Origin of the sequence: Pseudoalteromonas sp. 2CM36K (assembly GCF_023161865.1) — a bacterium.
Lineage (GTDB): Bacteria > Pseudomonadota > Gammaproteobacteria > Enterobacterales > Alteromonadaceae > Pseudoalteromonas > Pseudoalteromonas tetraodonis.
In genome coordinates this window covers 1-24,893 of record NZ_JALNTK010000008.1, presented here as the reverse complement: position 1 = coordinate 24,893, position 24,893 = coordinate 1, and the positions used below count along the sequence as shown (strand labels likewise).

General features: G+C 41.6%; 25 protein-coding genes and 1 riboswitch. Of the genes, 17 read left to right on the top strand and 8 right to left on the bottom strand.

The annotated features are described in order from the left end of the window. Positions 1–15: 15 nt before the first annotated feature. Complete coding sequence (locus MTN97_RS06620; RefSeq protein ID WP_248473998.1) at positions 16–342, top strand: hypothetical protein; 327 nt, start codon at positions 16–18, stop codon at positions 340–342. A gap of 113 nt (positions 343–455) precedes the next feature. Here the strand turns inward: MTN97_RS06620 and MTN97_RS06615 are convergent, their stop codons facing one another. Further along, positions 456–1,424: a class 1 fructose-bisphosphatase gene (locus tag MTN97_RS06615; RefSeq protein ID WP_248473997.1), complete on the bottom strand. Its 969-nt coding sequence runs from the start codon at positions 1,422–1,424 to the stop codon at positions 456–458. A gap of 155 nt (positions 1,425–1,579) precedes the next feature. Here MTN97_RS06615 and MTN97_RS06610 point away from each other — a divergent pair, with 155 nt between their 5' ends. Then, a complete protein-coding gene (locus tag MTN97_RS06610; protein WP_248473996.1) occupies positions 1,580–4,009 on the top strand; it encodes a zinc-dependent metalloprotease in 2,430 nt (809 codons plus the stop codon). Positions 4,010–4,148: 139 nt separating this feature from the next. Continuing rightward, the gene (locus MTN97_RS06605) at positions 4,149–4,922 is read left to right on the top strand and encodes a YggN family protein (protein ID WP_008115461.1); all 774 of its coding nucleotides are present in this window, start codon (positions 4,149–4,151) and stop codon (positions 4,920–4,922) included. Between the two features lie 134 nt (positions 4,923–5,056). Here the strand turns inward: MTN97_RS06605 and rsuA are convergent, their stop codons facing one another. Next, positions 5,057–5,755: a 16S rRNA pseudouridine(516) synthase RsuA gene (gene rsuA, locus MTN97_RS06600; protein WP_248473995.1), complete on the bottom strand. Its 699-nt coding sequence runs from the start codon at positions 5,753–5,755 to the stop codon at positions 5,057–5,059. 58 nt (positions 5,756–5,813) lie between these two features. Between rsuA and zapE the strand changes: the two genes are divergently transcribed. Beyond that, positions 5,814–6,923 (top strand): cell division protein ZapE, encoded by a 1,110-nt coding sequence (gene zapE / locus MTN97_RS06595; RefSeq protein WP_248473994.1) that lies wholly within the window; start codon positions 5,814–5,816, stop codon positions 6,921–6,923. A gap of 72 nt (positions 6,924–6,995) precedes the next feature. Here the strand turns inward: zapE and galE are convergent, their stop codons facing one another. Continuing rightward, positions 6,996–8,012: a UDP-glucose 4-epimerase GalE gene (galE, locus tag MTN97_RS06590; RefSeq protein ID WP_013463948.1), complete on the bottom strand. Its 1,017-nt coding sequence runs from the start codon at positions 8,010–8,012 to the stop codon at positions 6,996–6,998. 251 nt (positions 8,013–8,263) lie between these two features. Here galE and MTN97_RS06585 point away from each other — a divergent pair, with 251 nt between their 5' ends. Continuing rightward, entirely contained in the window at positions 8,264–8,749 is a 486-nt protein-coding gene (locus MTN97_RS06585; RefSeq protein ID WP_248473993.1) for a DUF3016 domain-containing protein, read from the top strand. Between the two features lie 55 nt (positions 8,750–8,804). Here the strand turns inward: MTN97_RS06585 and MTN97_RS06580 are convergent, their stop codons facing one another. Next, positions 8,805–9,095: a hypothetical protein gene (locus MTN97_RS06580; RefSeq protein ID WP_010390514.1), complete on the bottom strand. Its 291-nt coding sequence runs from the start codon at positions 9,093–9,095 to the stop codon at positions 8,805–8,807. Positions 9,096–9,214: 119 nt separating this feature from the next. On the opposite strand from MTN97_RS06580, the gene MTN97_RS06575 reads away from it, so the two are divergent. After that, on the top strand, positions 9,215–9,424 hold the full coding sequence (locus MTN97_RS06575) for a hypothetical protein (RefSeq protein ID WP_024601670.1): 210 nt from the start codon (positions 9,215–9,217) through the stop codon (positions 9,422–9,424). On the opposite strand, the gene epmB is transcribed toward MTN97_RS06575, so the two are convergent. Beyond that, on the bottom strand, positions 9,421–10,434 hold the full coding sequence (gene epmB, locus MTN97_RS06570) for an EF-P beta-lysylation protein EpmB (protein WP_076922713.1): 1,014 nt from the start codon (positions 10,432–10,434) through the stop codon (positions 9,421–9,423). The two genes, MTN97_RS06575 and epmB, sit on opposite strands and share 4 nt — an antisense overlap. Positions 10,435–10,474: 40 nt before the next feature. Between epmB and efp the strand changes: the two genes are divergently transcribed. Together efp and epmA are read left to right on the top strand one after the other, a co-directional pair. Continuing rightward, positions 10,475–11,041 carry an elongation factor P gene (efp, locus tag MTN97_RS06565; protein ID WP_010390517.1) on the top strand — a complete coding sequence of 189 codons (567 nt, stop codon included), beginning with the start codon at positions 10,475–10,477 and terminating at the stop codon, positions 11,039–11,041. 60 nt (positions 11,042–11,101) lie between these two features. Next, entirely contained in the window at positions 11,102–12,076 is a 975-nt protein-coding gene (gene epmA, locus MTN97_RS06560) for an elongation factor P--(R)-beta-lysine ligase (protein ID WP_076918890.1), read from the top strand. Positions 12,077–12,178: 102 nt separating this feature from the next. Here the strand turns inward: epmA and MTN97_RS06555 are convergent, their stop codons facing one another. Then, positions 12,179–14,278 carry a TonB-dependent receptor gene (locus MTN97_RS06555; protein WP_248473992.1) on the bottom strand — a complete coding sequence of 700 codons (2,100 nt, stop codon included), beginning with the start codon at positions 14,276–14,278 and terminating at the stop codon, positions 12,179–12,181. Between the two features lie 102 nt (positions 14,279–14,380). Here MTN97_RS06555 and MTN97_RS06550 point away from each other — a divergent pair, with 102 nt between their 5' ends. The 8 genes from MTN97_RS06550 to MTN97_RS06515 all read left to right on the top strand — a co-directional run bounded on the left by MTN97_RS06550 (position 14,381) and on the right by MTN97_RS06515 (position 22,026). Then, positions 14,381–14,779, top strand: a complete 399-nt coding sequence (locus MTN97_RS06550) for an acyl-CoA thioesterase (RefSeq protein ID WP_248473991.1) — start codon at positions 14,381–14,383, stop codon at positions 14,777–14,779. Between the two features lie 126 nt (positions 14,780–14,905). Further along, positions 14,906–15,304: an META domain-containing protein gene (locus MTN97_RS06545; protein WP_282447323.1), complete on the top strand. Its 399-nt coding sequence runs from the start codon at positions 14,906–14,908 to the stop codon at positions 15,302–15,304. A gap of 100 nt (positions 15,305–15,404) precedes the next feature. Further along, a riboswitch (TPP riboswitch) is annotated at positions 15,405–15,511 on the top strand. A 139-nt stretch (positions 15,512–15,650) separates the two neighbouring features. Then, positions 15,651–17,603, top strand: coding sequence for a phosphomethylpyrimidine synthase ThiC (gene thiC, locus MTN97_RS06540; RefSeq protein WP_248473990.1), 1,953 nt, complete (start codon positions 15,651–15,653; stop codon positions 17,601–17,603). A gap of 103 nt (positions 17,604–17,706) precedes the next feature. Then, positions 17,707–18,708, top strand: a complete 1,002-nt coding sequence (locus tag MTN97_RS06535; protein WP_036955831.1) for an FAD-dependent oxidoreductase — start codon at positions 17,707–17,709, stop codon at positions 18,706–18,708. A gap of 7 nt (positions 18,709–18,715) precedes the next feature. After that, positions 18,716–18,910, top strand: a complete 195-nt coding sequence (thiS, locus tag MTN97_RS06530) for a sulfur carrier protein ThiS (RefSeq protein WP_033104272.1) — start codon at positions 18,716–18,718, stop codon at positions 18,908–18,910. Between the two features lie 4 nt (positions 18,911–18,914). Beyond that, positions 18,915–19,706, top strand: coding sequence for a thiazole synthase (locus MTN97_RS06525; protein ID WP_076922725.1), 792 nt, complete (start codon positions 18,915–18,917; stop codon positions 19,704–19,706). A gap of 12 nt (positions 19,707–19,718) precedes the next feature. Next, positions 19,719–21,245: a thiamine phosphate synthase gene (gene thiE / locus MTN97_RS06520; RefSeq protein ID WP_248473989.1), complete on the top strand. Its 1,527-nt coding sequence runs from the start codon at positions 19,719–19,721 to the stop codon at positions 21,243–21,245. Further along, entirely contained in the window at positions 21,229–22,026 is a 798-nt protein-coding gene (locus tag MTN97_RS06515) for a HesA/MoeB/ThiF family protein (protein ID WP_248473988.1), read from the top strand. Before thiE ends, MTN97_RS06515 begins: the two co-directional genes overlap by 17 nt. A 92-nt stretch (positions 22,027–22,118) precedes the next feature. Here the strand turns inward: MTN97_RS06515 and asd are convergent, their stop codons facing one another. Together asd and rsgA are read right to left on the bottom strand one after the other, a co-directional pair. Beyond that, positions 22,119–22,985, bottom strand: a complete 867-nt coding sequence (gene asd / locus MTN97_RS06510) for an archaetidylserine decarboxylase (protein ID WP_248473987.1) — start codon at positions 22,983–22,985, stop codon at positions 22,119–22,121. A gap of 14 nt (positions 22,986–22,999) precedes the next feature. Further along, positions 23,000–24,058 (bottom strand): small ribosomal subunit biogenesis GTPase RsgA, encoded by a 1,059-nt coding sequence (rsgA, locus tag MTN97_RS06505; protein WP_248473986.1) that lies wholly within the window; start codon positions 24,056–24,058, stop codon positions 23,000–23,002. A 122-nt stretch (positions 24,059–24,180) separates the two neighbouring features. On the opposite strand from rsgA, the gene orn reads away from it, so the two are divergent. Beyond that, on the top strand, positions 24,181–24,726 hold the full coding sequence (orn, locus tag MTN97_RS06500; RefSeq protein WP_028834530.1) for an oligoribonuclease: 546 nt from the start codon (positions 24,181–24,183) through the stop codon (positions 24,724–24,726). Positions 24,727–24,893: the final 167 nt, after the last annotated feature.

The following is a 24,893-nucleotide window of genomic DNA, read 5'->3' as shown; positions in this document are numbered from 1 at the left end:
AGAATAACAAACATTATGAATATACAAAAAGCATTGGCTGAATTTATTACTTTTGGTGAGCAAAGAGATAGTGCCATTAGTGTGATTGTTTCAACCGCAGCAAGCAATAAAATCTACCTGTACAGACTCACAAAGCCTGTACTAATTAATGTACTTACGCGTTGTTTCAATAAAGAAATTGATATTGACGATTTACAGCTGTGGGCAAATGTCATTGAGTCGCGAGATGACATAAATTGCGCCGAGCATGAAGGCGTTATTTACGCGCTGAGCAACAGCGAGCAAATGGGCGAATTGACTCATCAAAAGCTCGCACAGTTGTTAAAACTATTACAACAGTAGCAGGTGGTTATCAGAAAATATTAAAGGTTTTAAGCAACAGTTTTCAGATGTTAGTAACCACCGCTGGGCTAATCTCTAGCTGACACCTGAAACCTAAAACCTGTTCTTAAAGTTTACTTATGATAGCTCAAGCAAGTTTCTACTTCGTCTTTAGAGCCTAAAATAACCGCAACACGCTGATGGATAGCATCAGGCTGAATATCCATAATACGCTCAGTACCTGTTGAAGCAATACCACCGGCTTGCTCTACTAGCATTGCCATTGGGTTTGCTTCATAAAGTAAACGCAGCTTATTAGGCTTATTAGGGTCTTTAGTATCAGTTGGGTAAGTAAATAAACCACCACGGCTAAGTACACGGTGTACATCGCCAACCATTGCAGCAATCCAGCGCATATTGAAGTTTTGAGCACGAGGGCCTGTATCTCCGGCAAGTAAGTCGTTAATGTAGTTTTGCATTGCCGGTTCCCAGTGGCGCTGGTTAGAGGCGTTAATTGCAAATTCATTAGTTGTAGCAGGAATAGCGGCAAAATCTTGGGTAAGTAAAAAGCTACCTTGGGTTTTATCTAAGGTAAACATGCGTGTACCTTTACCCGTTGTTAGCGCAAGCATAGTTGATGGGCCATACAGTACATAACCTGCAGCTACTTGTTGATGCCCAGGCTGCATAAAAATCTTTTCATCAGCCGCATCTGAGCCCACAGGCGCTTTCATAATAGAAAAAATAGTACCTACTAGCGAGTTAATATCGGTATTTGACGAGCCATCAAGTGGGTCAAATGCAACAATGTACTCAGCATCTGGGTTACCGGCAACGGTATAATCTTCTTCTTCAGAGGCAATCGCTTTAACTGTGCCTGACTCCAGCAATATATCTTTTAATAACTGATTAGACAGTACATCGAGTTTCTTTTGTGTTTCGCCTTGAATGTTTTCATCGAGGGTTGAGCCTAATACGCCCGATAATTCACCTTGACCGACGCGAAATGAAATTTCTTTACATGCCGCTAAAATAGTACGAATTAACGACAAAAGTTCTCTTGAACAGCCATCTTCTAGTAATACTGGTGGGAGTCTACGCATTCTTTTTTCCTGATAACGTGTTAAAACTAATCATAATGTGAGAGAGATTAGTTTAGAGCGCTGAAATTCGTCTTAAATAACTGTATTGTATAAATAACCCCCTTATAATGGGGTACCTACATCGCATTTAAAACGCTAATAACAAAGATAAGATTATGCAAAAAATATCACGATTAAGTTACATACTCTTTACTGTGCTGCTCTGTATGATAACTCAAGCGCACGCAGCAATTAAGTCTATTGACGAATTTACTGAAAAAATGAACCATTTCCCTGGTTATTTTTCTTTCTTTTACGATACCCAAAACGGCAATGTGTATTTAAAGGTCGATAAACTTGAACAACAATTTTTATTACAACACAGCTTACCTTATGGCGTTGGGTCTAACGACATAGGTTTAGATAGAGGCCAATTAGGCGGTACTTATTTAGTACAGTTTGAGCGCTTTGGCAACAAGGTGATGTTGCGCGCTGTAAATACTTACTACCGTGCTAACACGAGTAATATAGCAGAGCAGCAAAGCGTTAAAGAAGCGTTTGCATCCAGTATTTTGGCGGGTTTTAAAGTTGTCGCGCAAGATGACAATGCTGCATTAATTGATTACACCCCCTATTTACTAAGCGATGTACATGGCGTAAGCCGTACTTTAGCTGCGCGCAAGCAAGGGCAGTTTAGCCTTGATGAGTCACGCAGTGCGGTATTTATGAATCGCTCAAAAGCATTTGTAAAAAATACTGAACTTGAAGCCATTCTCACCTTTAAAGGGTCTAAACCAGGTGAATATGTGCGCCAAGTGAGTGCTGACCCTTACGCTTTGAGTGTGCATATGCACCATTCACTTATTCAATTGCCTGATGATAATTACACACCTCGTAAATTTAGCCCGCAATCGGGTTATTGGAGTGTGGAGCATAAAAATTATGCAGCAGGGCTCGATGAGTCTATGTATGTGCGTTACATTCCGCGCCATCGTTTAGCAAAAAAAGATCCAAGCCTAGCAGTTAGTGAGCCAGTAGAGCCTATTGTTTATTACTTAGATCCTGGGGTACCTGAGCCAGTAAAAACGGCTTTATTAGATGGTGGGCAATGGTGGAATGACGCTTTTAATGCTGCAGGCTATAAAAATGCCTTTAAAGTTAAAGTGCTACCTGATAATGCTGATCCTATGGATGTGCGCTACAACGTTATTCAATGGGTGCATCGCGCAACTCGTGGTTGGTCTTATGGCAGTTCAATTATAGACCCACGTACAGGTGAAATTATTAAAGGCCATGTCACACTAGGATCGCTACGAGTACGCCAAGATATTTTAATTGCTGAATCACTGGCGGCGCCTTATTTAAAAGGCAATGAAGTGGCAAGCACTTTACATGCAATGGCACTTGATCGTATTCGTCAACTCAGTGCTCACGAAATTGGTCATACACTGGGTATTGCGCACAACTTTGCTGCGTCAGTAAATAATCGTGCTTCGGTGATGGACTATCCGCATCCGTTGTTAAGTTTTGCTGATAATGGTCAGTTAGATGTATCTGATGGTTATGCTAAAGGTATGGGCGCATGGGATAAGCAAGTGATCAAATATGGCTACAGCGACTTTACCGGACAAGATGAAAGCGCAGCACTCGCTGCTATTTTACAGCAAAATAAAGCGCAAGGTTTGGCGTTTATTTCTGACAGTGATGCCCGTGCCAAAGGTGGGGCGCACCCTACAGCGCACCTTTGGGATAACGGTAGTAATCCAAGTGAAGAATTACTTAGAGTGCTTGATGTGCGAAAGCAGGCGCTTGGGCAGTTTGGTATTAATAATATAAAAACTGGGGTTGCGCTATCGCAATTGGAAGAAAAGCTAGTACCGCTTTATTTGTTCCACCGTTATCAAGTTGAAGCGGTTGCTAAGCTTATCGCGGGCGTTGATTATGACTATGAGATACGCAGTGATGCACCCGTTAAAGGCGCCCAAGTTGTAACTAAAGAGGCTCAACAACAAGCGGTTAATGCCATTTTAGCGACCCTAAAAGCAAGCAACTTAACGCTTCCAGAGTCGATACTTTCCTTAATCGTACCTAAAGCGTATGGCGAGTCTAAATCACGAGAAAGTATAGTGGGGCGTACCGGCTTAACCATGGATGCACTTGCATTGCCTGAAGTCGCCGCGCAGCATAGTTTATCGCTATTACTAAATGCTCAACGATTAAACCGATTAGCGCAGCAACAAGCACGTGATAACCGCTTTTATAGCCTAGATGAGTTACTTAAACAGTTAAATAAGCAGGTGTTTAACGTATCAGCGCCTGCCACCATGACAGGAAAAGTAACGCAACGAGTACAGTACTTAACGGCAAAAACCATGGCTGATCTTGTGGCTAACGACGGTTTAAGCCCTGAAGTGCAAGCGCAACTACATTTCTATTTAAGCAAGCTTGCTGATGAGTTTAATCAACACTCTTTACTGAGCCATCCTGAAGTAGGTGACAGCGCATTTAAAGACTATTTAGCGGCGCAAATTAATCAGTTTTTAACAACAGGCCAGTGGCCTGATAACTTTAAAGCGTTACCTATACCACCAGGCTCACCTATTTAATAGTACAAGCCAGAGGATAAAGGCGCTGTGTAAACGTTACGTTTCATGGTGCCTTGTTTTTAGGGTGTTACTTTTGCTTGCATAAAGTTGGTTTTTTGTTAATCTAGCCACCCCCTATTTTAGTCTTTTTGAGGTGTTTATGGCGTTTTTATCTCGTTCGATATTGGCGTTATCAATGGCACTTTTAAGCTGCAATGCAATCGCACAAAAACAATGTGATGTTGAACTTCGTCATGGTTTAATTATTACCGATGATGTGATCCGTATTGTTGATAAAGGCCAAACCAGGGTGCAAATTAACAATAATAATCAACTGTTTATTCGAGGCTACTGGGTCGATTTAAGTACCGACGAAAGTAAAGTGCTAGAACAATTTAGCAATGGTATTCGTCAAACGGTGCCAGAGCTGGTCGATTTAGCGACTGATGGCGTAAACCTTGGGCTTAGTGCTATTGAGCATGTTGTTGAGGGCATGTCAGATAAAGAACCCGAAGTGCTAAAAACGCAATTACAATATGTAGAGCGTGCACTTATGGATAAGTTTAAGCGTGGCGACGACTTCTTTTTTATAGCCCCTCAATCGCTCTCCCAAATTGATGATTTTTTTACTAAAGAAATTAGCCAAAAAATACACTCTGCAGTACATGGCTCTTTGGGTGCTATTTTAATGTCGCTCGGGGATGCGTTTAAATCTCGAGAAGGCAATATAGAAGACCGCATGAACGACATGGGGCAACGCATGGATATCATCACTAAAGAAATCGATAAGTCGTTGCAGAAAAAAGCCCATCAATTAGAACTTAAAGCCTCTGAATATTGTGAATGCTTAAACTCTTTAGATATTACTGAATCTCGTCTGCAAGCGATTGTACCCGGAATGACAGACTTTGATTTAGTACAAATTAAATCGTAAGATCAGGTGTTAAACGCCAGATTTCAGACAGATATTAAGCAAGATTATTAAAGGCAACGAGTAGCGAACCTAGAGCGGCAGATGAACAGCCCGAACCTCGTGGCCCGAAGCCATTTCCTAACACCTAAACAGCCTTACAGTTTTATCTCTGCGGCGGTTAGTGGGCGGTATTCACCTGCAGCCAAATCTTCACCTAACTTTATACCCGCAATTTGTTCACGATGTAGTTCAACCACTTTGTTATCTACCGCTGCTAGCATACGTTTTACTTGGTGATACTTCCCCTCAGAAATAGACAAGCGTAAACCGTAACTGCCCAAGCGTTCAGCAATAGCAGGGCGAGTTAAATCTTTTTCATTGTGTAACTGTACACCATCGCGTAGTTGCTGCAGTGCATCGTCGGTAATCGGCTCTTGGGTTTCGACTAGGTAAGTTTTAAACTTATTCTTTTTCGGCGAGGTAATTTTATGTGACCAGTCGCCATCATTAGTAATAAGCACTAGGCCTGTGGTGTCTATGTCTAAACGCCCGGCAATGTGAAAGTCGGCCATGTTTGGCTCATCAAGCAAATCAAATACGGTTTTGTGTAACTCATCTGAATTAGCGCATACATAACCTACCGGCTTATTGAGCATAAAGTAGCGTTTACCTAAAAAAACTAATGGCTGATCATGAAATAACACGTCATCTTGCTGAGTAACTTGAAAGTCGAATGCCGTGATCACCTCGCCATTAACGCTAGCCGCTTGGCTTTTTATTGCTGCGCGGGCTTTTGAGCGTGGTAACTCTGCTAAATGGCTAATAAATTTATCTAAACGGCAAGGAAATTTCATGTTGTTCACATTTTTAGTCGGCTACAATGGCCGCGAGTATAGCGGATAGTGAAATACCATGACAGAGCCCAGCACAGAAATTTTAAGCCTGTACCATAGCAAGGTTTCATCAGGAGAGCTTGATTTCGATGCGGCGCAGCACCTAGCAGTGAGTGCGTTACAGTCTTTAAGTGAGCAATTAAATCAGCCTGCAAGTTGGTGGCAAAAAGCACCTTTAATTAAGGGAATATATTTATATGGCCCGGTTGGTCGGGGTAAATCTATGTTGATGGATTTATTTTATGAAAACTTACCCACAGAGAAAAAGCAGCGCCTGCATTTTCATCATTTTATCGAAAAAGTTCATGCTCAACTAGCCAAGTTACAAGGGGATAAAAATCCGCTACAAATAATAGCTAAACAGTGGGCCAAAGAGATAAAGGTACTGTGCTTTGATGAGTTTTTTGTTAGTGATATTGGTGATGCCATGATTATGGCTCGGTTATTTAACGCTTTGTTTGAACAAGGCGTGGTACTAGTCGCAACCTCTAACACAAAACCCGAGCAACTTTATTACAACGGTTTGCAACGCGCGCGATTTTTACCAACTATCGATTTAATAAATGCGCATTGTCATGTAATTAACGTAGCGGGGGAGGAAGACCACCGCTTCAGGTGCGGTAGAAGCAGTCGTCATTATTTTATTAACTTGCCCGATGCTGAATTTGAGGCTAGGTTTTTATCCGCATACCCTCAAGCAACGCGTGATAATACAATGACTGTGCATGGCCGAACACTTCCCTATTTATTAAAAACTAACGATGCACTACTGATTGATTTTATGGCACTGTGCTCAGGTCCTCGCAGCGCCAATGACTATATGTTTTTAGCAGAACAGTTTTCGGTAGTATATATCGCGAATGTGCCAATAATGGGCAAAGAAGCAACCGGTAAGATTATTGTGCATGGTATAGAAGATAGCTATCAGCGAGAAAAGCAGCAATTGGATGAGCATACGCTCGATGATGAAGCAAGGCGTTTTATTGCCTTAGTCGATGAGTTTTATGATTGCCACAAATTACTAGTAATTAATGCCCAGGCCGACATAAACGAGTTATACCAAGGTAAAAAGTTAAGTTTTGAATATGCGCGAACCCAGTCACGGATTGTAGAAATGCAAAATTGGTAAGTACAACATTAAAACACCGCATTTAATTTAAATGCGGTGTTTTAATTTTAAGCTGATAACTTAAAGAAGCCTTTATGACTTATATCCATTTGGATTATTTGATTGCCAGCGCCAAGTATCTTGCATCATGACATCAATACCACGCTCAGCTTGCCAACCTAGTTCACTAAGGGCTTTTTCTGGCGCAGCATAACAGGCTGCAATATCACCTGGGCGACGAGGTGACACCGCATAAGGGATTGCTTGGTCGCTAGCCTTAATAAACGCATTGACCATTTGTAATACTGAATAGCCGTTACCTGTACCAAGGTTATAAACAAGCGCACCGGTTTCTGCGGCTATTTTATCAAGTGCTTTTAAATGCCCTAGGGCTAAATCTACAACGTGAATGTAATCACGAACGCCAGTACCATCAACCGTATCATAATCGTCGCCAAATACAGCAAGTTGCTTTAATTTGCCAACCGCAACTTGTGAAATGAAAGGCAATAAATTATTAGGAATACCATTAGGGTCTTCACCAATCAAACCTGACTCATGTGCACCGACAGGATTAAAGTAGCGCAAAATAGCAAACGCGAAGCGCTCATCTGATTTAGCGATATCTTGCAACATCATTTCAACCATTAGTTTAGACGTACCATATGGATTGGTTGTACCGCCAACGGGGAAGTCTTCGCGTATTGGTAAGCTTGCTGGGTCGCCGTATACAGTGGCGGATGAGCTAAATACCAGTTTGAATACACCCGCATCACGCATAGCATCAACCAGTGTTAGTGTACCTTGTACATTATTTTGATAATACTCAATGGGTTTTACGACCGATTCTCCCACGGCTTTTAGGCCAGCAAAATGAATCACACTTTCAATGGTATGCTTGGCAAATACCGAGTCTAAAAAGGGTTTATCTAAAATATCACCTTGATAAAATGTAATTGCTTTGTCAGTTATTTTTTTCACTCTTTCAAGTGACTCTTCAGAGGAGTTACTTAAGTTATCAATCACGATAACGTCGCTGCCTTGCTGTAAAAGTTCTAAAACGGTGTGTGAGCCAATATAGCCTGCGCCACCGGTTACTAAAATTGCCATGAATGCCCCTTGGAAACCTCTGTTCAATTATCCTAATTTCACCATAAATACTGAGCTTTTACATGTATTATTTTGTTTGTTTTGCAATCGTAACATCGCAAGCTGTACTTTCGATTACATTTTGTGCAGTTTTAATAACACCTCAGCGTAAAGATTAAGTTATAGTTCATATGTAATTGCTAAAGTAAGGTATAGCAATTTGTAAAATATTTAGTTGATTATAATGATCAGCATACTCGTTGGAGAAACGTATGAACTCAGTTAAAAAAATAGCAATGTTGATATTTATTGCACTACCGAGTGTTGTTTGCGCGGGTGAGGCACAAGTTAAATGGCATGACTTTAATGATTATCACGATGTACGCCCATCAAACCAAACTAAAGGCTCATACCATAAGCAAATTGCCAAAAATATTGATGAGCACTTTGCAAAGCTCAGTGAGCAGCTTCCTAAAAATTATAGTTTAAAAATTGAAGTAACCGATTTAGATTTAGCTGGTGACGTGCGCTATGGCGGTGTTAACGAAATTCGGGTGGTTAAACCCATTCACTTTCCACGGATTGAATTTAACTATGTGCTCAGTAATGAAAGTGGTGTTGTCGCACAAGAAGACAACGTGAGCTTAAAAGATATGGGCTTTATGGATAAAATTAAAATGGGTCGAGACGAAGCATTTTACTATGAAAAACGCTTATTAACAGAGTGGTTTGGTGAGCAAATTTTACCGCGTATCTAGCTAATAACGCAAAGCATCTACTTTGGTAGATGCTTTGCAAGTAAGTCGCTAATTTTTACTTAAAGGTCGCTAACAGCGTTAGTAAATTTTGTAGTTTAATAACCGCTTGTTTTAGTTTTTCTTCATCCAAACCGTCGCTCGATAAGCTTTCTACATCAGCGGCAACGTCTAACACGTAAGGCTTAAAACGTTTAGCTTCGAAACTAAATCCAGCGTCCTCGGCAAATAAGGCTTTAAATTTTCCGTGACCTTGCTGTTGTAACTCATCGAGTTTTTTGTCAGCGTCAAGTGCCTGACGGTAAACAATTTTTAAGTTGGCGTTGAGTTGTTCAATTATAGAATCCATGGTTTTCCTAAAGCTTAGTGCAATGTTGCCGATAAATACTTAATAAGTGGGTTGGTGAATTAATTTACCAATTCAGCGACTATAATACGTGTATTACAGTTAAAAGTCAGGTGTGAGTTATGAATATATCAGGTGGAAATCTACCTACAATGCCTGGTGCAGGCCAAGGCGCAGAAGTATTAACTGCTGCTTTATCTAAAAAGCAACAGCAAGCTGATGGTGCCGCTGCACTGGCACTTATTGAAGGTGCTACACAATCTTCAAGTGCGCAAACACCGGCTAAGTCGGTCACTGCAACACTTGGGAATAATGTAAACGTTTATGTTTAAACTAATTTGAGGTCGATAGGGGTTTTACTTTTTTGACCTCCTATTTCCCGAACTAGTTTAGGCACTAAAAATCCTGGCAGGGCTTTTAGTAGCTCGGCCTGAATTTTTATTGCTTGTTGTTCGTCAATATCAAAATGACTTGCGCCTTCTACCTTATCCAGTAAGTGTAAATAATAAGGCAGTACGTCCGCATCAAATAACGCTTCACTTAAGTTTATTTGCGCATCAACTGTATCGTTCACATCTTTTAAAATAACCGCCTGGTTTAACAGTAGCACATCTGCTTTTTTGAGCATGTTCATGGCGTTTTTAAAGTCATTATCTATTTCGTTTGCATGGTTAATATGATTAACGAATATAATTTTTAATGGTGACTTTGCTAATCTTTCACATAATTGTTCAGTAATACGTGCAGGAATAACCACAGGCAAGCGGCTGTGTATGCGCATGCGTTTAATTTGTGGTATTTGCTCAAGCTCATCTAAAAACCAGCTAATAGCATCGTCTTTGGCCATTAGTGGATCGCCACCACTTAAAATCACTTCGTTAATATTTTTATCCGATTTTATATAGCTCAATGCATCAATAAGACTACGTTTATTCAGTTGGTTTTCTTGATAAGGAAAATGGCGTCTAAAGCAGTAGCGGCAATTTACAGCACAACCGGTTTTAAACATGACTAAAACACGCGATTTATATTTATGTAACAGACCCGGTTGATTGTTATCTTGCTCAAGTAACGGGTCTTTATTAAACCCCGATTTAGTTAAAAACTCTTGATGGCGGGGCATAACTTGCAGCAATAAAGGGTCATTTGCATCGCCGTGACGAATTTTTTTTATAAAAGGCAATGGCACACGAACAGGGAACAAGCTACGAGCTTTTATGTCGTTTTCATGGACTTGGCTCGATAAACCAACCATTTCTAGCAACACTTTTGGGCAGGTAACTACATTTGCTAATTCTTTTTGCCAGTTTTTATGCAAATTTGCTTCATTTCTTTGTATCATTGGCACGTAGATTACTCGAAAAATATAAATAGAGGAAACGATGGCGAATTATAGCACCAACGAGTTCAAGGGCGGCCTAAAAATTATGATGGACGGCGAACCTTGCAGTATCTTAGAAAATGAAATGGTAAAACCGGGTAAAGGCCAAGCGTTTAACCGTGTTCGTATCCGTAAGCTTATCTCTGGCAAGGTACTTGAAAAAACCTTTAAATCGGGTGAATCGGTTGAAGGTGCTGATGTAATGGATACCGATTTAGCGTACCTATACACAGACGGTGAATTTTGGCATTTCATGAACAACGAAACATTTGAACAAATCGCTGCTGATGAAAAAGCACTGGGCGATGCTGGCAAATGGTTAGTTGAAAACGATGTATGTACTATTACATTATGGAACGGCAGCCCAATTGCTGTAACTCCACCAAACTTTGTTGAGCTTGAGATCACTGAAACCGACCCTGGCCTTAAAGGTGATACAGCAGGCACGGGTGGTAAACCAGCAACGCTTAGCACAGGTGCTGTAGTACGTGTTCCATTATTCGTACAAATTGGCGAAGTAATTAAAGTAGACACTCGCAATGGTGAATACGTAAGCCGTGTTAAGTAAGCTGTAACACGCCTTATTAATTAAATCCCGGCTTAAGCTGGGATTTTTTTTGGAGAGAATATGTCAGCAGATCTTTGGGCGCCGAGTGCCAGCATAGATACACTCAAGCAACGAGCAGCGATTATGCGCAGCATTCGTGAATTCTTTTATGTTCGTAATGTAATGGAAGTCGAAACACCAAGTTTAAGTGCTGCCAGTGTAACCGATGTACATTTAGCCAGCTTTGATACTACATTTGTCGGCCCAGGTCATGCTGGTGGGCTTCCCCTGTTTTTGCAAACATCTCCAGAGTTTGCGATGAAACGCTTGTTAGCGGCCGGCTCAGGCGCTATTTTCCAGCTTTGTAAGGCATTTAGAAATGAAGAAGCGGGCAGTCATCACAACCCTGAATTTACAATGCTCGAATGGTATCGTCCTGGGTTTGACGAATTTGCTTTAATGGATGAAATAGATGAGTTGATGCAGCTTATTCTTGAGGTTGCGCCTGCAGAGCGGATTACCTACCAACACGCATTTGAACGCACGCTAGGGCTTGATCCATTAACTGCCTCTATCACGCAGCTACAACAACTCGCATGCGAACATGGCTTTGCTGATATTGCTAAAAACGAGACTCATAAAGATACCTTACTGCAATTATTATTTTGTATGAAAGTAGAGCCGACTATTGGTCAAGACATCCCCTGTTTTGTGTATCACTTTCCCGCATCGCAAGCGGCACTTGCACAAATTTGTAAACACGATCAGCGAGTTGCAGGGCGCTTTGAGCTTTATTATAAAAATATGGAGTTAGCCAACGGCTTTAATGAACTCACCAATGCCAAAGAGCAAGCAAAAAGGTTTAACCAAGATAACGCCTACCGCGCTGCTAGTGGCTTAAAACAAGTACCTATGGATACGCGTTTAATTGCCGCATTAGAGCATGGTTTAGAGCAATGTGCGGGGGTTGCATTGGGAATTGATAGATTAGTGATGCTAGCAACCAATAAGCAAAAAATAAAAGAGGTGATTGCGTTTGATGTGGCAAGAGCTTAAAGCAGCTAATAGCTTAAAGCGGTCAGCTATCAGATAAAAAAACACCGCGTTTGCATTGAACGCGGTGCTTTTTATTCTCGAACTGACAACTGGTTCGCTGTATTACAGATTAAGCGTAAACGTAACGCCGGCCACACGTGGCTCACCTAGTTGAATGTAAGTTTGACTTGTATAACCATCTAACGGGTTGTTACCAAATTCAAAACCGCGAGTTGGAACGGTTTCATCAAACACATTACGTGCCCATGCGCGTACAGCCCACATATCGGCTTCGTAACCAAGGCTTACATTCACTAAGTTTGTGTTTGGAGCTTGTGCATTATGGCTATCGGAGAAGTAATAATCATCTTTACCTTCAACACCTAACATAGCATATAACTCATCAGTAACATTGTAGCGTGCACTAAATGCATATTGATATTTAGGCGCTTGTGCTTGCTCACGACCGTCTTGATTTAAACCAGATTTAGTAACAAAGTCATTAATTTTAGTGTCTAAGTATCCGGCACTTCCGGTAATAAATAAGTTTGGTGTTAGTTGATAGCTGCCTTCAATTTCAAGGCCATAGTTACTGCCAGAGCTGGCATTGGCGACATAACCGGTAAATTGTTGGTCTGATACTTGCCACGACTTTAACTGAATATTGTCACGGTGCATATAAAATGCAGCTAAACGCAGGGTAAACTTATCATCCAATGAGCTGCCTTTAACACCAAACTCACCACTCCATAAGTACTCTGGATCAAAGCTAGTATGCTGTTTGAAAAAATCAGCATCTAAACTTAACCCTTCATCTTTTGCTTTTGCTAGCGCTTCTGAATTAATCCCACCGGCTTTGTAACCGCGCGTGATACTGGTATAAATCATGGTGCGGTCAATAACTTGGTATTCAAGTGCAATTTTACCACCGAGCATAATATCGTCAGTTTCTTCAATAAAACCGTTACTATCGGTGTAATCACCTTGATATTGCTCAACTCGTAAACCAGTAATAAGCGTAGTTTTTGGGCCAATTGCTGTGGCTAATTGGCCATAAGCTGCCATGTTATTGGTTTCATAGGTTGAGGCAAATGGATTGGCTAACCATGTATATTGACGCTCAAGGTCAACATCGCGGTTTTGATAGTAAATACCCGCCACCCAATTACCTGTTTTGCCATTAAACTGCAGATCGAGCGCTTGATCATCACGATCGCGGCTATAAATATCTGTTGAACTATAACCATCAGGATGTAAACCGGCAGCACATAATTGCGGCTTACTTGTATCGTTACATACCCAGTCTTCATCAAAACTATAAAAAAGCTCAGTATCAATGGCTGAAAGGTTTAAGCTGACATCAAAGGCGTCAAAACCGGTGTAAGTATTATTAAGGCCAACAGCATAGCTTTGTTGATTATCTTCGCCCGGTTGATCAGCAAGACTGTTGCGAGAATTATCAAGGGTAAATGCATCATAACCGTTATTGATATCGATATAGTGCAGGTTTAGCTCTGAATTTAAATGAGCTGTGAGTTGGCTATTTAATTTAAAGCGGGCAACTTGTTCATCTTGGTTTTGTGTTTCATCATTTAAATAGAGGTTGTTTACGTAACCGTCAGATTTTCTGCGAAAGTAGCTAACGCGTGCACTGGTATCATCGGTTAAACCTGTGCTAGCAGCAACGCCTGCTTCATGGCTGTTATAAGTGCCAGCACCTAAATGTAATTTTAAACTAGGAACGCTGGTTGCATTAGCTGATTGCATTTGAATCATACCCGCCATGCCATCGGCGCCAAAACGTGTACCTTGTGGACCGCGGTAAATTTCTACTTGGTCAATATCAAATAATAATGAGCTGCCACCAAGGCCAGAATAATTTATACCGTCAATCACTAAACCGACAGATGGGTTAATTGGGTCGACGAATTGTGAACGAAGTCCCACGCCTCGAATTTGAATATAACGTCCGCGCGAGGCGCCTGAAGCAAAATTCACATTTGCAGCGCTTGCTAGCATTTCATCTAAATAAGTAGCCCCTCTGAGATTTACTTCATCCTCAGAAAATAAACTTGCGCTGGCACTTAGCGTTTGAATGCTTTCTTTTTGAAAGTCACCAGTAACAATGATTTTCTCTAGGTCGGTGTCATCTGCATTGGCGTAGATTGGGGCACCGAATAGTGGTAATAACGTGGCTGTAATTAAAGACAAACGTAAATTCATTAGGTTACTTAACTCCATTTTAGGGACTTGTATGGTAGCAATTATTTCAACACTTGTGCTATAAACGCGGCAATTATACGTTAAATAATTTGGATTACTAATATGACCTTTAAAGTAGACTTTAAAGTGCGTGACTACGAGTGTGACCTACAAGGTATTGTAAATAATAGTGTTTATTTTAATTATCTGGAGCACGCTCGTCATGAGTTTTTATACGCACAGGGTGTTGATTTTGCACAACTTGCCAAAGATAAAATTAACTTAGTGGTACTTCGCAGTGAAATGGATTACAAGCAGTCTTTAAAGCCAGCGGATGAATTTTATGTAGTAGTAGAGCCTGTACGCATTAGTCGCCTTAAATTTGCGTTTAAACAAACCATAATACGCAAATTAGACGAAAAAGTGATGCTCAATGCCTTAGTAATAGGTACGTCGGTTAACGAGAAAGGTCGTCCATTTTTACCACCACAGATAGATAACTTATTCCAAGCAATTGCATAATTCCAAATAGCACTGCTTTTAAACTAGCTTAGAACAAAAATTTACATTTAAAACATGCATTTTTAACGGATAAACCTGACAAATATTGATACTATTACACTAATTAGACAATAAGTTAGTAGTAACATGAAATTAGCAGCAATACCGATGCTTGTAATCGGTTTATGTGTTGGTTGCGCATCAACAGGGACAGTTACCACTGAGCAGCTAAAATATACACAATGGCAATTATCAAAGGTTGATGGTTTGGGCATTCCCGCATCTTTTAAAGCATCAATGAGCTTTATAGAAGCGCTACAAATAAACGGCTTTGCCGGATGTAATAAGTTTTTTGGTGAAGGCTCACTTGAAGATAGCAGCTTGAGCGTAAGCAAATTAGGTATGACACGTAAATCATGTGGCCCTGAACTGGATGAGTTTGAACAACAGTTTTTACAAGCTCTGCAGCAAGGTGCAGTGCTTAACATGCAAGACCAAAAATTGGTGATGCAAGGCGAGCAAAAATTTGTGTTTATCCCTAAGTAAATTTTACACATTTTGAAAAACAGCCCCTTGCAGGGAATTTTCAACTGGCGTACACTCATAGCAGATTTGATTAAAACATTATCAAATCAACGAACAATTTAACTACTTGTCGGAGTGCCTAAGTTTTATTTAGGCTGAGATCGCGAAAGCGGGATCCGTGAACCTGATCAGGTTAATACCTGCGTAGGGAACAAGCTGCCTAAACGGGACGCTTGTGCGTCTTTTTTTATGCGCACAAAAAAGCAACATCCGTCTTAGGCCGCAAAGTCGCATAAAGCGACTTTACGATCTTTCTCTATTCCATCGGAATATCTGGCAAGACAACCCTTAAGCAATGAGGTAAGTCATGTCAAACACTACAAAAAAATCGTCGCGCCGCGAAACCCGTGCCGCTGCATCTGACTATATTTATAACCTAACGGGTCAACCATTCCCAAGCTCTCATAAAGTGTATGTTGAAGGCACGCAAGAAAATGTACGTGTGGGTATGCGTGAAATCACATTGAGCGATACTTTTATTGGTGGTGATGAACAAAACCCAGTGTATGAGTCAAATGCACCATTGCGTGTTTACGATACATCAGGCCCGTATACCGATCCTGAATTTAAATTGGATGTGCGCAAGGGACTTAATAAATACCGTGAACAATGGATTGAGAGCCGTAATGATACCGAAGTACTAGAGTCGGTAACCTCACAGTTTGCACAGCAGCGTATGGCTGATGATGGGCTAGATCATATTCGCTTTGAGCATTTACCAAAAATTCGCCGTGCAAAAGCGGGTAAAAACGTAACGCAAATGCATTATGCCCGCCAAGGGATAGTTACCCCAGAAATGGAATATGTAGCGATACGTGAAAACATGGGGCGTGCGCAAATACGTGAAGAGTTACTAGCTGCGCAGCATAAAGGGGAGTCGTTTGGCGCGAGTATTCCTGAGTTTATTACTCCTGAATTTGTGCGTGAAGAAATTGCTCGTGGTCGCGCTATTTTACCTAACAATATTAATCACCCAGAAACCGAGCCTATGATTGTTGGTCGTAACTTTTTAGTTAAGGTTAACGCCAATATAGGTAATTCATCAGTGGGTTCATCTATCGAAGAAGAAGTTGAAAAAATGGTGTGGTCAACCCGTTGGGGTGCCGACACCGTAATGGATTTATCAACAGGACGTTACATTCACGAAACCCGTGAATGGCTGGTACGTAATTCGCCAGTCCCTATCGGTACTGTTCCAATTTACCAAGCACTTGAAAAAGTAAATGGCGTAGCTGAAGACTTAACGTGGGAAATATTCCGCGATACTTTAATTGAGCAAGCCGAGCAAGGTGTTGACTACTTTACTATTCATGCCGGCGTGCTTTTGCGCTATGTGCCTATGACAGCAAAACGCGTAACAGGCATTGTATCGCGCGGTGGCTCTATTATGGCTAAATGGTGTTTAGCGCACCACAAAGAAAACTTCTTATACACCCACTTTGAAGATATTTGTGAAATTTTAAAACAATATGATGTGTGTTTTTCACTAGGGGACGGTCTGCGTCCGGGCTCTATTGCCGATGCTAACGATGAAGCGCAATTTAGTGAGCTTCGTACCTTAGGCGAACTGACTAAAATAGCTTGGAAGCATGATGTACAAGTGTTCATAGAAGGCCCTGGGCATGTGCCTATGCATATGATCAAAGCCAATATGGAAGAGCAACTTAAACATTGTGACGAAGCGCCCTTTTATACCTTAGGCCCACTCACCACTGATATTGCACCGGGGTACGACCATATAACCTCAGGGATTGGGGCTGCGCAAATAGCTTGGTATGGCTGTGCCATGCTGTGTTATGTAACACCGAAAGAACATTTAGGTTTGCCAAATAAAGAAGACGTTAAAGAAGGCCTTATTACTTACAAAATTGCCGCTCATGCCGCCGATTTAGCCAAAGGTCACCCCGGTGCACAAGAGCGAGACAACGCGCTATCAAAAGCACGCTTTGAATTTAGATGGCACGACCAATTCAACATTGGTTTAGACCCGGTTCGCGCCCGTGAATACCATGATGAAACACTGCCACAAGAATCAGGTAAAGTAGCCCACTTTTGCTCCATGTGTGGCCCTAAATTTTGTTCGATGAAAATAACCCAAGAAGTACGTGACTACGCCAAAGATCTAGAAGCGCGCGGTATTGATCCTAATAACGTGGGTGATGCCATTGAAATCAAAATGGTTGATGTAGAGGCCGAGATGAAAGCTAAATCTGAAGAGTTTAAACAATCAGGCTCAGAGATTTACCATAAAGCAATATAAAATAGGTTGTGAGTTGCGAGCATCGAGTAGCGAAATGTTTATCTTAGCATCTTGTTGCTCGAAGCCAGAGACCCGCATCTCGCAGCTAAATGTAGGAGTGTTTATGTTTTATAACATTGCTGTGGTGGGCTTTGGTTTAGCAGGGCGGTTGGCGGCGCTTGAGTTAAGTAAGCAGCACCGTATTACCGTATTTGAAGCCGATGATGAACATACTCAGAACAGTGCCGGTAAAGTGGCGGCGGCTATGCTGGCACCACTAGCTGAATCGGTTATGTGTGAACATGATTTAGCGCTATTGGGAGTAGATTCTATTGCTCGCTGGCCTGCTATTTTAGATGAGTTAAACAGTGAGGTGTTCTTTCAACAGCAGGGCACCTTAGTGGTTGCTCACCCGCAGGATAAAGGCGACTTACAAAGTTTTGCACAGCGAATAAAGCCGTTACTAAATTTTAGTGCCAAAGCGGTTAATACGCAGCAAATAGCGGATTTAGAACCTGAGCTTACAGGGCGTTTTAATCAAGGGCTATTTTTACCCGGTGAAGCGCAAATAGATAACCAAGCCTTTTATAAAGCCAGCTTTAGGTTGCTAAATAAGCGCAAAGTAAAGTTTGTGTTTAATCAACGCGCCAGCATCTTTGATAATAAAGTGAATAATCGAGAGTTTGATTACATTATTGATTGCAGAGGGCTTGGAGCCAAACAAGATCAGCCACTTCGAGGCGTGCGCGGGGAAGTGGCAAGGTTATACGCCCCTGAGGTTAACTTAACGCGGCCTGTGCGGTTAATGCATCCGCGTTACCCTATTTATATTGCACCTAAACCTAATCATGAATATGTCATAGGGGCAACGGAGATCGAATCGCAAGATACAGGTCCTGCAACTGTGCGCTCAACCCTTGAACTATTATCAGCGGCCTACACTGTTCATAGTGGCTTTGCCGAAGCGCGATTATTAAATATTCAAACAGGCTTACGCCCAGCGTTTAGCGATAATCGCCCACAGGTAAAAAAAACGAGCAAGGTTATCAGTATCAATGGCTTGTATCGCCACGGCTATATGTTGGCCCCCGCGCTTGTAGCACAAGCACTATCGCAAATAGAGTGAGTATTAAATGAACATTACAATTAATGGTGAGCTTTTAAATGTGACTAGCCATGCACTGCTGGAAATAGTAAAAAACGTGGGTGCAATGGCGCCTTATGCCGTGGCTGTAAATGGAGAGTTTATTCCTCAGAGTCGCCATAGCCACGTTGTTATAAATGAAGGTGACAGTATTGAGTTATTGTCACCTATCCAAGGTGGATAGTGCTATGCAAAGCAAAGACTGTTTAACAATTTATGGTGAACCAATCAATAGTCGCTTGTTAATTGGATCTGCGTTATATCCGTCACCAGATATCATGACGCAATCAATTAAAGCCTCAGGTGCTGAGATAGTCACCGTGTCACTTAGACGACAACAAAACGCGGCGGCAGGGAATGATTTTTGGCAATTAATTAAAAACACCGGTTTAAAAATACTGCCTAATACTGCCGGATGCCACAGCGTCAAAGAGGCTATTAACCTAGCTAAAATGTGCCGAGAAGTATTTGCTACCGATTGGATAAAACTTGAATTAATAGGCGATGACTATAATTTACAGCCCGATCCCTTTGCATTACTTGAAGCCACAAAAATATTGATTGATGATGGGTTTAAAGTACTGCCTTATTGCACTGATGATTTAGTGCTGTGTCAGCGCTTGAATGGATTAGGCTGTGAGGTGCTAATGCCGTGGGGCGCGCCTATTGGCACCGGTAAAGGATTGTTAAATAGTTATAATTTAAAAACCATTAGAGAACGCCTGCCTAATGCAACATTAATTGTTGATGCCGGGTTAGGTTTACCATCGCACGCCTGCCAAGCACTTGAATTAGGGTATGATGCTGTATTATTAAATTCAGCCATTGCAGGGGCGGGTTGCCCAGTGACTATGAGCCGTGCATTTAAAGCTGCGGTAGAGGCAGGGCGCTTTGCATACAATGCCAAAGCAATGCCCGAAAAAGACGTTGCAACCCCCTCAACCCCAACAATGGGTATGCCATTTTGGCATCAGCAGTAAGGAAAGAAAAATATGACAAACGTAGTGTGGACAATTGCTGGCTCTGATTCTGGCGGCGGCGCGGGTATTCAAGCCGATATTAAGGCAATGCAAAGTTTTGGTGTGCATGGTTGTACAGCAATCACCGCGCTTACCGCTCAAAATAGCTTAGGTGTAGAGGCCATTAATGCAGTGTCTACCGATATTATTGAGTCCCAGTTGCTTGCACTTGAAAAAGACATGAAAGCCAAAGTGATAAAAATTGGTATGCTTGCCAATGTGCAGCAAATTCAGTTAATTAGTGAGCACATAAGCCATTACAAAGCCAAATGGCCAACCCCGCCGGTTATTGTGTATGACCCTGTGGCTATTGCCTCAAGCGGTGACTTACTTACAGAAGAAGACACCGTAAGTGCGATAAAAGAATGTTTACTACCGCTGGTGGATGTAATTACCCCAAATACCCACGAAACCCAGTTATTAACGGGTGTGTATTTAATTGGCCCTGCAGCGATTAAAGAAGCGGCGAGTAAGCTGATGGCGTGGGGCGCAAAAGCGGTGGTGATTAAAGGCGGACATTGGGATTACCCAAGCGGGTATTGCATTGATTACTGCACACAAAACGCTGAAGACTATTGGCTAGGTAATGAAAAAATTCAAGTTCCTCATAGCCATGGTACAGGGTGCAGTATGGCGTCAGTAATTGCTGCGTGTCTTGCAAAAGACTATCCGTTAAAAGATGCGTTTATTTTAGCTAAAGCCTATATAAACCAAGGTTTAAAGCAATCAGTTCGCTATGGCGAGGGCATAGGGCCGGTTGCACAAACGCAGTTTCCTACCGATTTAGCGCATTACCCTCAGGTGATTGAACCGGGTAGCTGGTTAGGTGATGAGTTGGATTTTGATGTGCCGCTTGATTTTAATATGGCTGCTGATTTTGCAGCCTGTGAAAGTAAAAAGCTTGGCCTCTATGGTGTGGTTGATAGTATTGAATGGCTAGAAAAGTGCTTACAGCAAGGAATTAAAACAGCTCAGCTTCGTGTTAAAAATAAAACGCAGAATGAGCTAGATGAACTGATTGCCAAAGCGGTCACCTTGGGTGAGCAGTATAATGCGCAGGTATTTATAAATGATTACTGGCAACTTGCCATCAAACATGGCGCCTATGGGGTGCATTTAGGGCAAGAAGACTTAGAGAGTGCAAACTTAGTTGCTATAAAAGAAGCAGGCCTGCGACTTGGTCTCTCTACCCATGGGTTTTATGAAATGCTTCGGGCGCATAATTACCGCCCAAGCTACATGGCCTTTGGCGCGATTTATCCTACCACCACCAAAGACATGACAGGGCAAATACAAGGGCTTGAAAAGCTCAATAAATTTGTACCGCTTATGCAGAGTTACCCTACAGTCGCTATTGGCGGTATTGATTTAAATAGGGCGCAAGAGGTTGCTAAAACGGGCGTGGGCAGTGTAGCCGTGGTGCGTGCTATTACCGAGGCTGATGATTATGTAGAGGCAATCAATACCTTAAAATCGGTGATAAATGAGAATGCCTGCTAACATGCAAACGCAGCAGCTCAGCGACAAAGAAACTCTACGTTATAGCCGCCACTTATTATTAAAAGAGGTGGGGCTTGAGGGGCAGTTAACACTTAAAGCGGCAACCGTTGCTGTGGTAGGTGCAGGTGGACTAGGAAGTCCTGCGCTACTTTATTTAGCAGCTGCTGGTATTGGCACACTAATATTAATTGATGACGATACCGTTGAACTCTCTAATTTACAGCGGCAAATACTGTATAAAGTGAATCACTTAGGGCAGCAAAAAGTAAATGCAGCAGGGAAGGTGCTTGCGAGCCTTAACAATCAAATAAACATAGTGACTCACTCGCAAAAGTTGAGCGATGCTAACAGTGATGCACTATTCAGTAACGCCGATATCGTACTTGATTGCTCTGATAACTTTGCGACTCGTTACACCGTCAATCGTTTTTGCGTAAACAACAAAACACCACTAATTTCTGCAGCAGCGCTAGCAACCCAAGGGCAATTAATGGGCTTTGACTTTAGGCAAACAGATAGCCCTTGCTATGGCTGCGTATTTCCACAAAATGATACTAACCATGTTGTTAATTGCGACAATGCGGGCGTTATTAGTCCCTTACTTGGTGTAATTGGCTCTATGCAGGCACAGCTAACTCTTAATATGTTGTTAGGTCATTGTGGTGGGAGTATGTTTATAACCTTTGACGCATTAAGCTTAAAGCAACAGCATTTTAAGATGGCTAAAAATTTAGCGTGTAGAGAGTGCGCAAGTGTGAGTAAAGAACAGCTTCGCTTTTAACCTGAGCAAGCTCTTCGTCTACAAAAAAACACCGCGTTCAATACAATAAACGCGGTGCTTTTTAATTTCGATCTGACAACTGGTACTATTTATTAATCATCAATTTTTGCAAACGCAGTGCCTAAACGAGTTACCGTTTCAGGGCGTTGATCATCAAAAATATCGGCTTTATCTGCACCCCATGCAAGCACAACTGTTGAGCCTAATTTAAAGCGGCCCATTTCTTCCCCTTTCTTAAGGGTGATCGCGTTTTCGCCTTTAGTTGGGTAGTTCCAGCTAAACACATCACTGCCAGCTGGTGGAGTGACTGTGCCAGCCCAAATAGTTTCTATGCTAGCAACAATGGTTGCGCCTACAAGGACCATAGCAAGCGGGCCAATTTCAGTTTCAAAAATTGCTACTACACGCTCGTTACGGGCAAATAAGTTCGGTACGTTTTGTGCGGTAAGAGGATTTACCGAAAATAAATCGCCCGGTACATAAATCATTTTGCTTAGCGTGCCATCAATTGGCATATGAATACGGTGGTAATCTTTTGGTGCCAAGTAAATAGTTGCAAATTTACCGCCTAAAAACGCGGTTGTGTCGTCTTGTGATCCACCTAACAATGCTTGTAAGCTGTAATCGTGACCTTTAGCTTGAATAAGTTGACCATCAACAATGTCGCCTAGTTGGCTAATTGCGCCGTCTACTGGATGAATAATAATATCGTCATCTTCAACCATAGGACGCACACCGTCTTTTAACGGACGGGTAAAAAATTCATTAAAGCTTTTGTAATGAGCCGGATCTGAATATTTAGCTTCGCTCATATCTATTTTATATTGTTTAATAAATAATTTAATTAATGCGGTTGTTAACGCACCGGCTTTTGCTGCAGCAAGTTTACCTACCACACGAGAAATAAAGTGTTTTGGCATGGCATACTGCATGGCGATTTTAAATTTATCTAAACTCACAGGTTATTCCCTTATTATACGCGGGGCGCACGAGCGCCTGCACGGCCATCGGCCATGGTTTCTAAAATACGGTGGTAGCTTTCAAAGCGTAATTTTGAAATATCGCCATCGACTACCGCTTGTTTAATTATACAGCCCGGATCGTTTAAATGTTTACAATCTCTAAACCGGCATCCGCCTATAAATTCTCTAAATTCTTTAAAGCACCAAGTGACGCGTTCAACATCTAAATGCCATAGGCCAAATTCACGAATTCCCGGTGAGTCAATTAAATTACCCCCACTCGGTAAATGATGAAGGCGCGATACCGTGGTGGTGTGCTGGCCAAGCCCGCTGTTTTCAGACACTTCTTTAGTCAAAATTTCAGCATCCGGCAGTACAGTGTTAACTAAGGTAGATTTACCCACGCCACTTTGACCAACAAAAATATTGTTTTTGCTCGCAAGTACTTCTTTTAACTCATTAATTCCTTCGCCAGTTATATTACTAACCAGCAGCACCTGATAATTAAGCTTACGGTAAATGTCGAGGATTTGTTGTATTTCGTTTAAACCAGCTTCATCAATTAAATCAATTTTATTAAGTACTAAAATGGGTTCGATACCCATGTCTTCACAGGCAATTAAATAGCGGTCAATAATGCTCGGGGTAAACTCTGGCAGTACCGCTGAAACCATTAAAATTTGATCAATGTTAGCGGCAATCACTTTAACCCCATCATAAAAATCGGGGCGCGTGAGTTGTGAACGGCGCTCTTGAGTTGCTTCAATAACACCCGCTAAATCACCTTCACTTACTTTTGCACGGCGAAACAATACTTCATCGCCGCAAACCAAGTTCGATACGGTACGACGAATATTACAACGTAATACATCACCGTTTTGTGTTTCTACATCGGCATGTTGTCCAAAGCGGCTAATAACAATCGCATTTTCCACTTGACCTAAATTATCTGTTTGCCATTCTTGCGCGCCGACTTTTGCCGGTTTTGTATCGGCATTCGATAAGCGCTTTTGATGATTGGCCTTGATCCTACGGGATTGGCCTTTACTTAATTTTTTCTGTTTTGCCACTTGAGGCCTATAACCTGAGTTAAATGCCGAGTTTGCCAAAAAAAGCTTTAGCTCGACGGTTGATGCTAATATGATATATCGAAATGCGTTGGATCTAAAGAAAAGCACCGTTTAAGGTAATTATGACTATTAATAAATCAAATTTAATTTGGCTCGATCTGGAAATGACCGGACTTGAACCAGAGACTGACAAAATACTTGAAATTGCAACTGTTGTCACTGACGCTGATCTGAATATATTAGCCGAAGGCCCAACCATTGCCATTCATCAAAGTGATGAACTACTTGATGGTATGGATGAGTGGTGTACAACTCAGCATGGCAAATCAGGGCTTACAGCGCGTTGTAAGGCAAGTACTTTCGATGAAGCTTATGCCGTTGATCAAACCCTCGCGTTTTTAAAGCAATGGGTGCCAGCGGGTGCTTCACCTATGTGTGGTAACTCGATTGGCCAAGACCGTCGTTTTATGAATAAGTATATGCGTGAGCTTGAAGACTTTTTTCATTACCGTAATTTAGATGTAAGTACTATTAAAGAACTTGCTCGTCGTTGGAAACCAGATGTATTGGCTCAAGTGAATAAAAAAGGGTCACATTTAGCGTTAGACGACATTAAAGATTCGATTATGGAATTAAAGGTTTACCGAGAAAAGTTTTTTAATTTATAAAAAATACTTGCAAAGCACCCTAATTATTGTAGAATCCTGCCCCGCTTAAGACGATAACCCCCGCGGGGTTAGTGTGTTTGAGCTTAAGTTAAAGATTCAAGATGAAAGGTTAAAGGAACAAGGTTTAATATTGATAGAACCTAGAACCTAGAACCTAGAACCTAGAA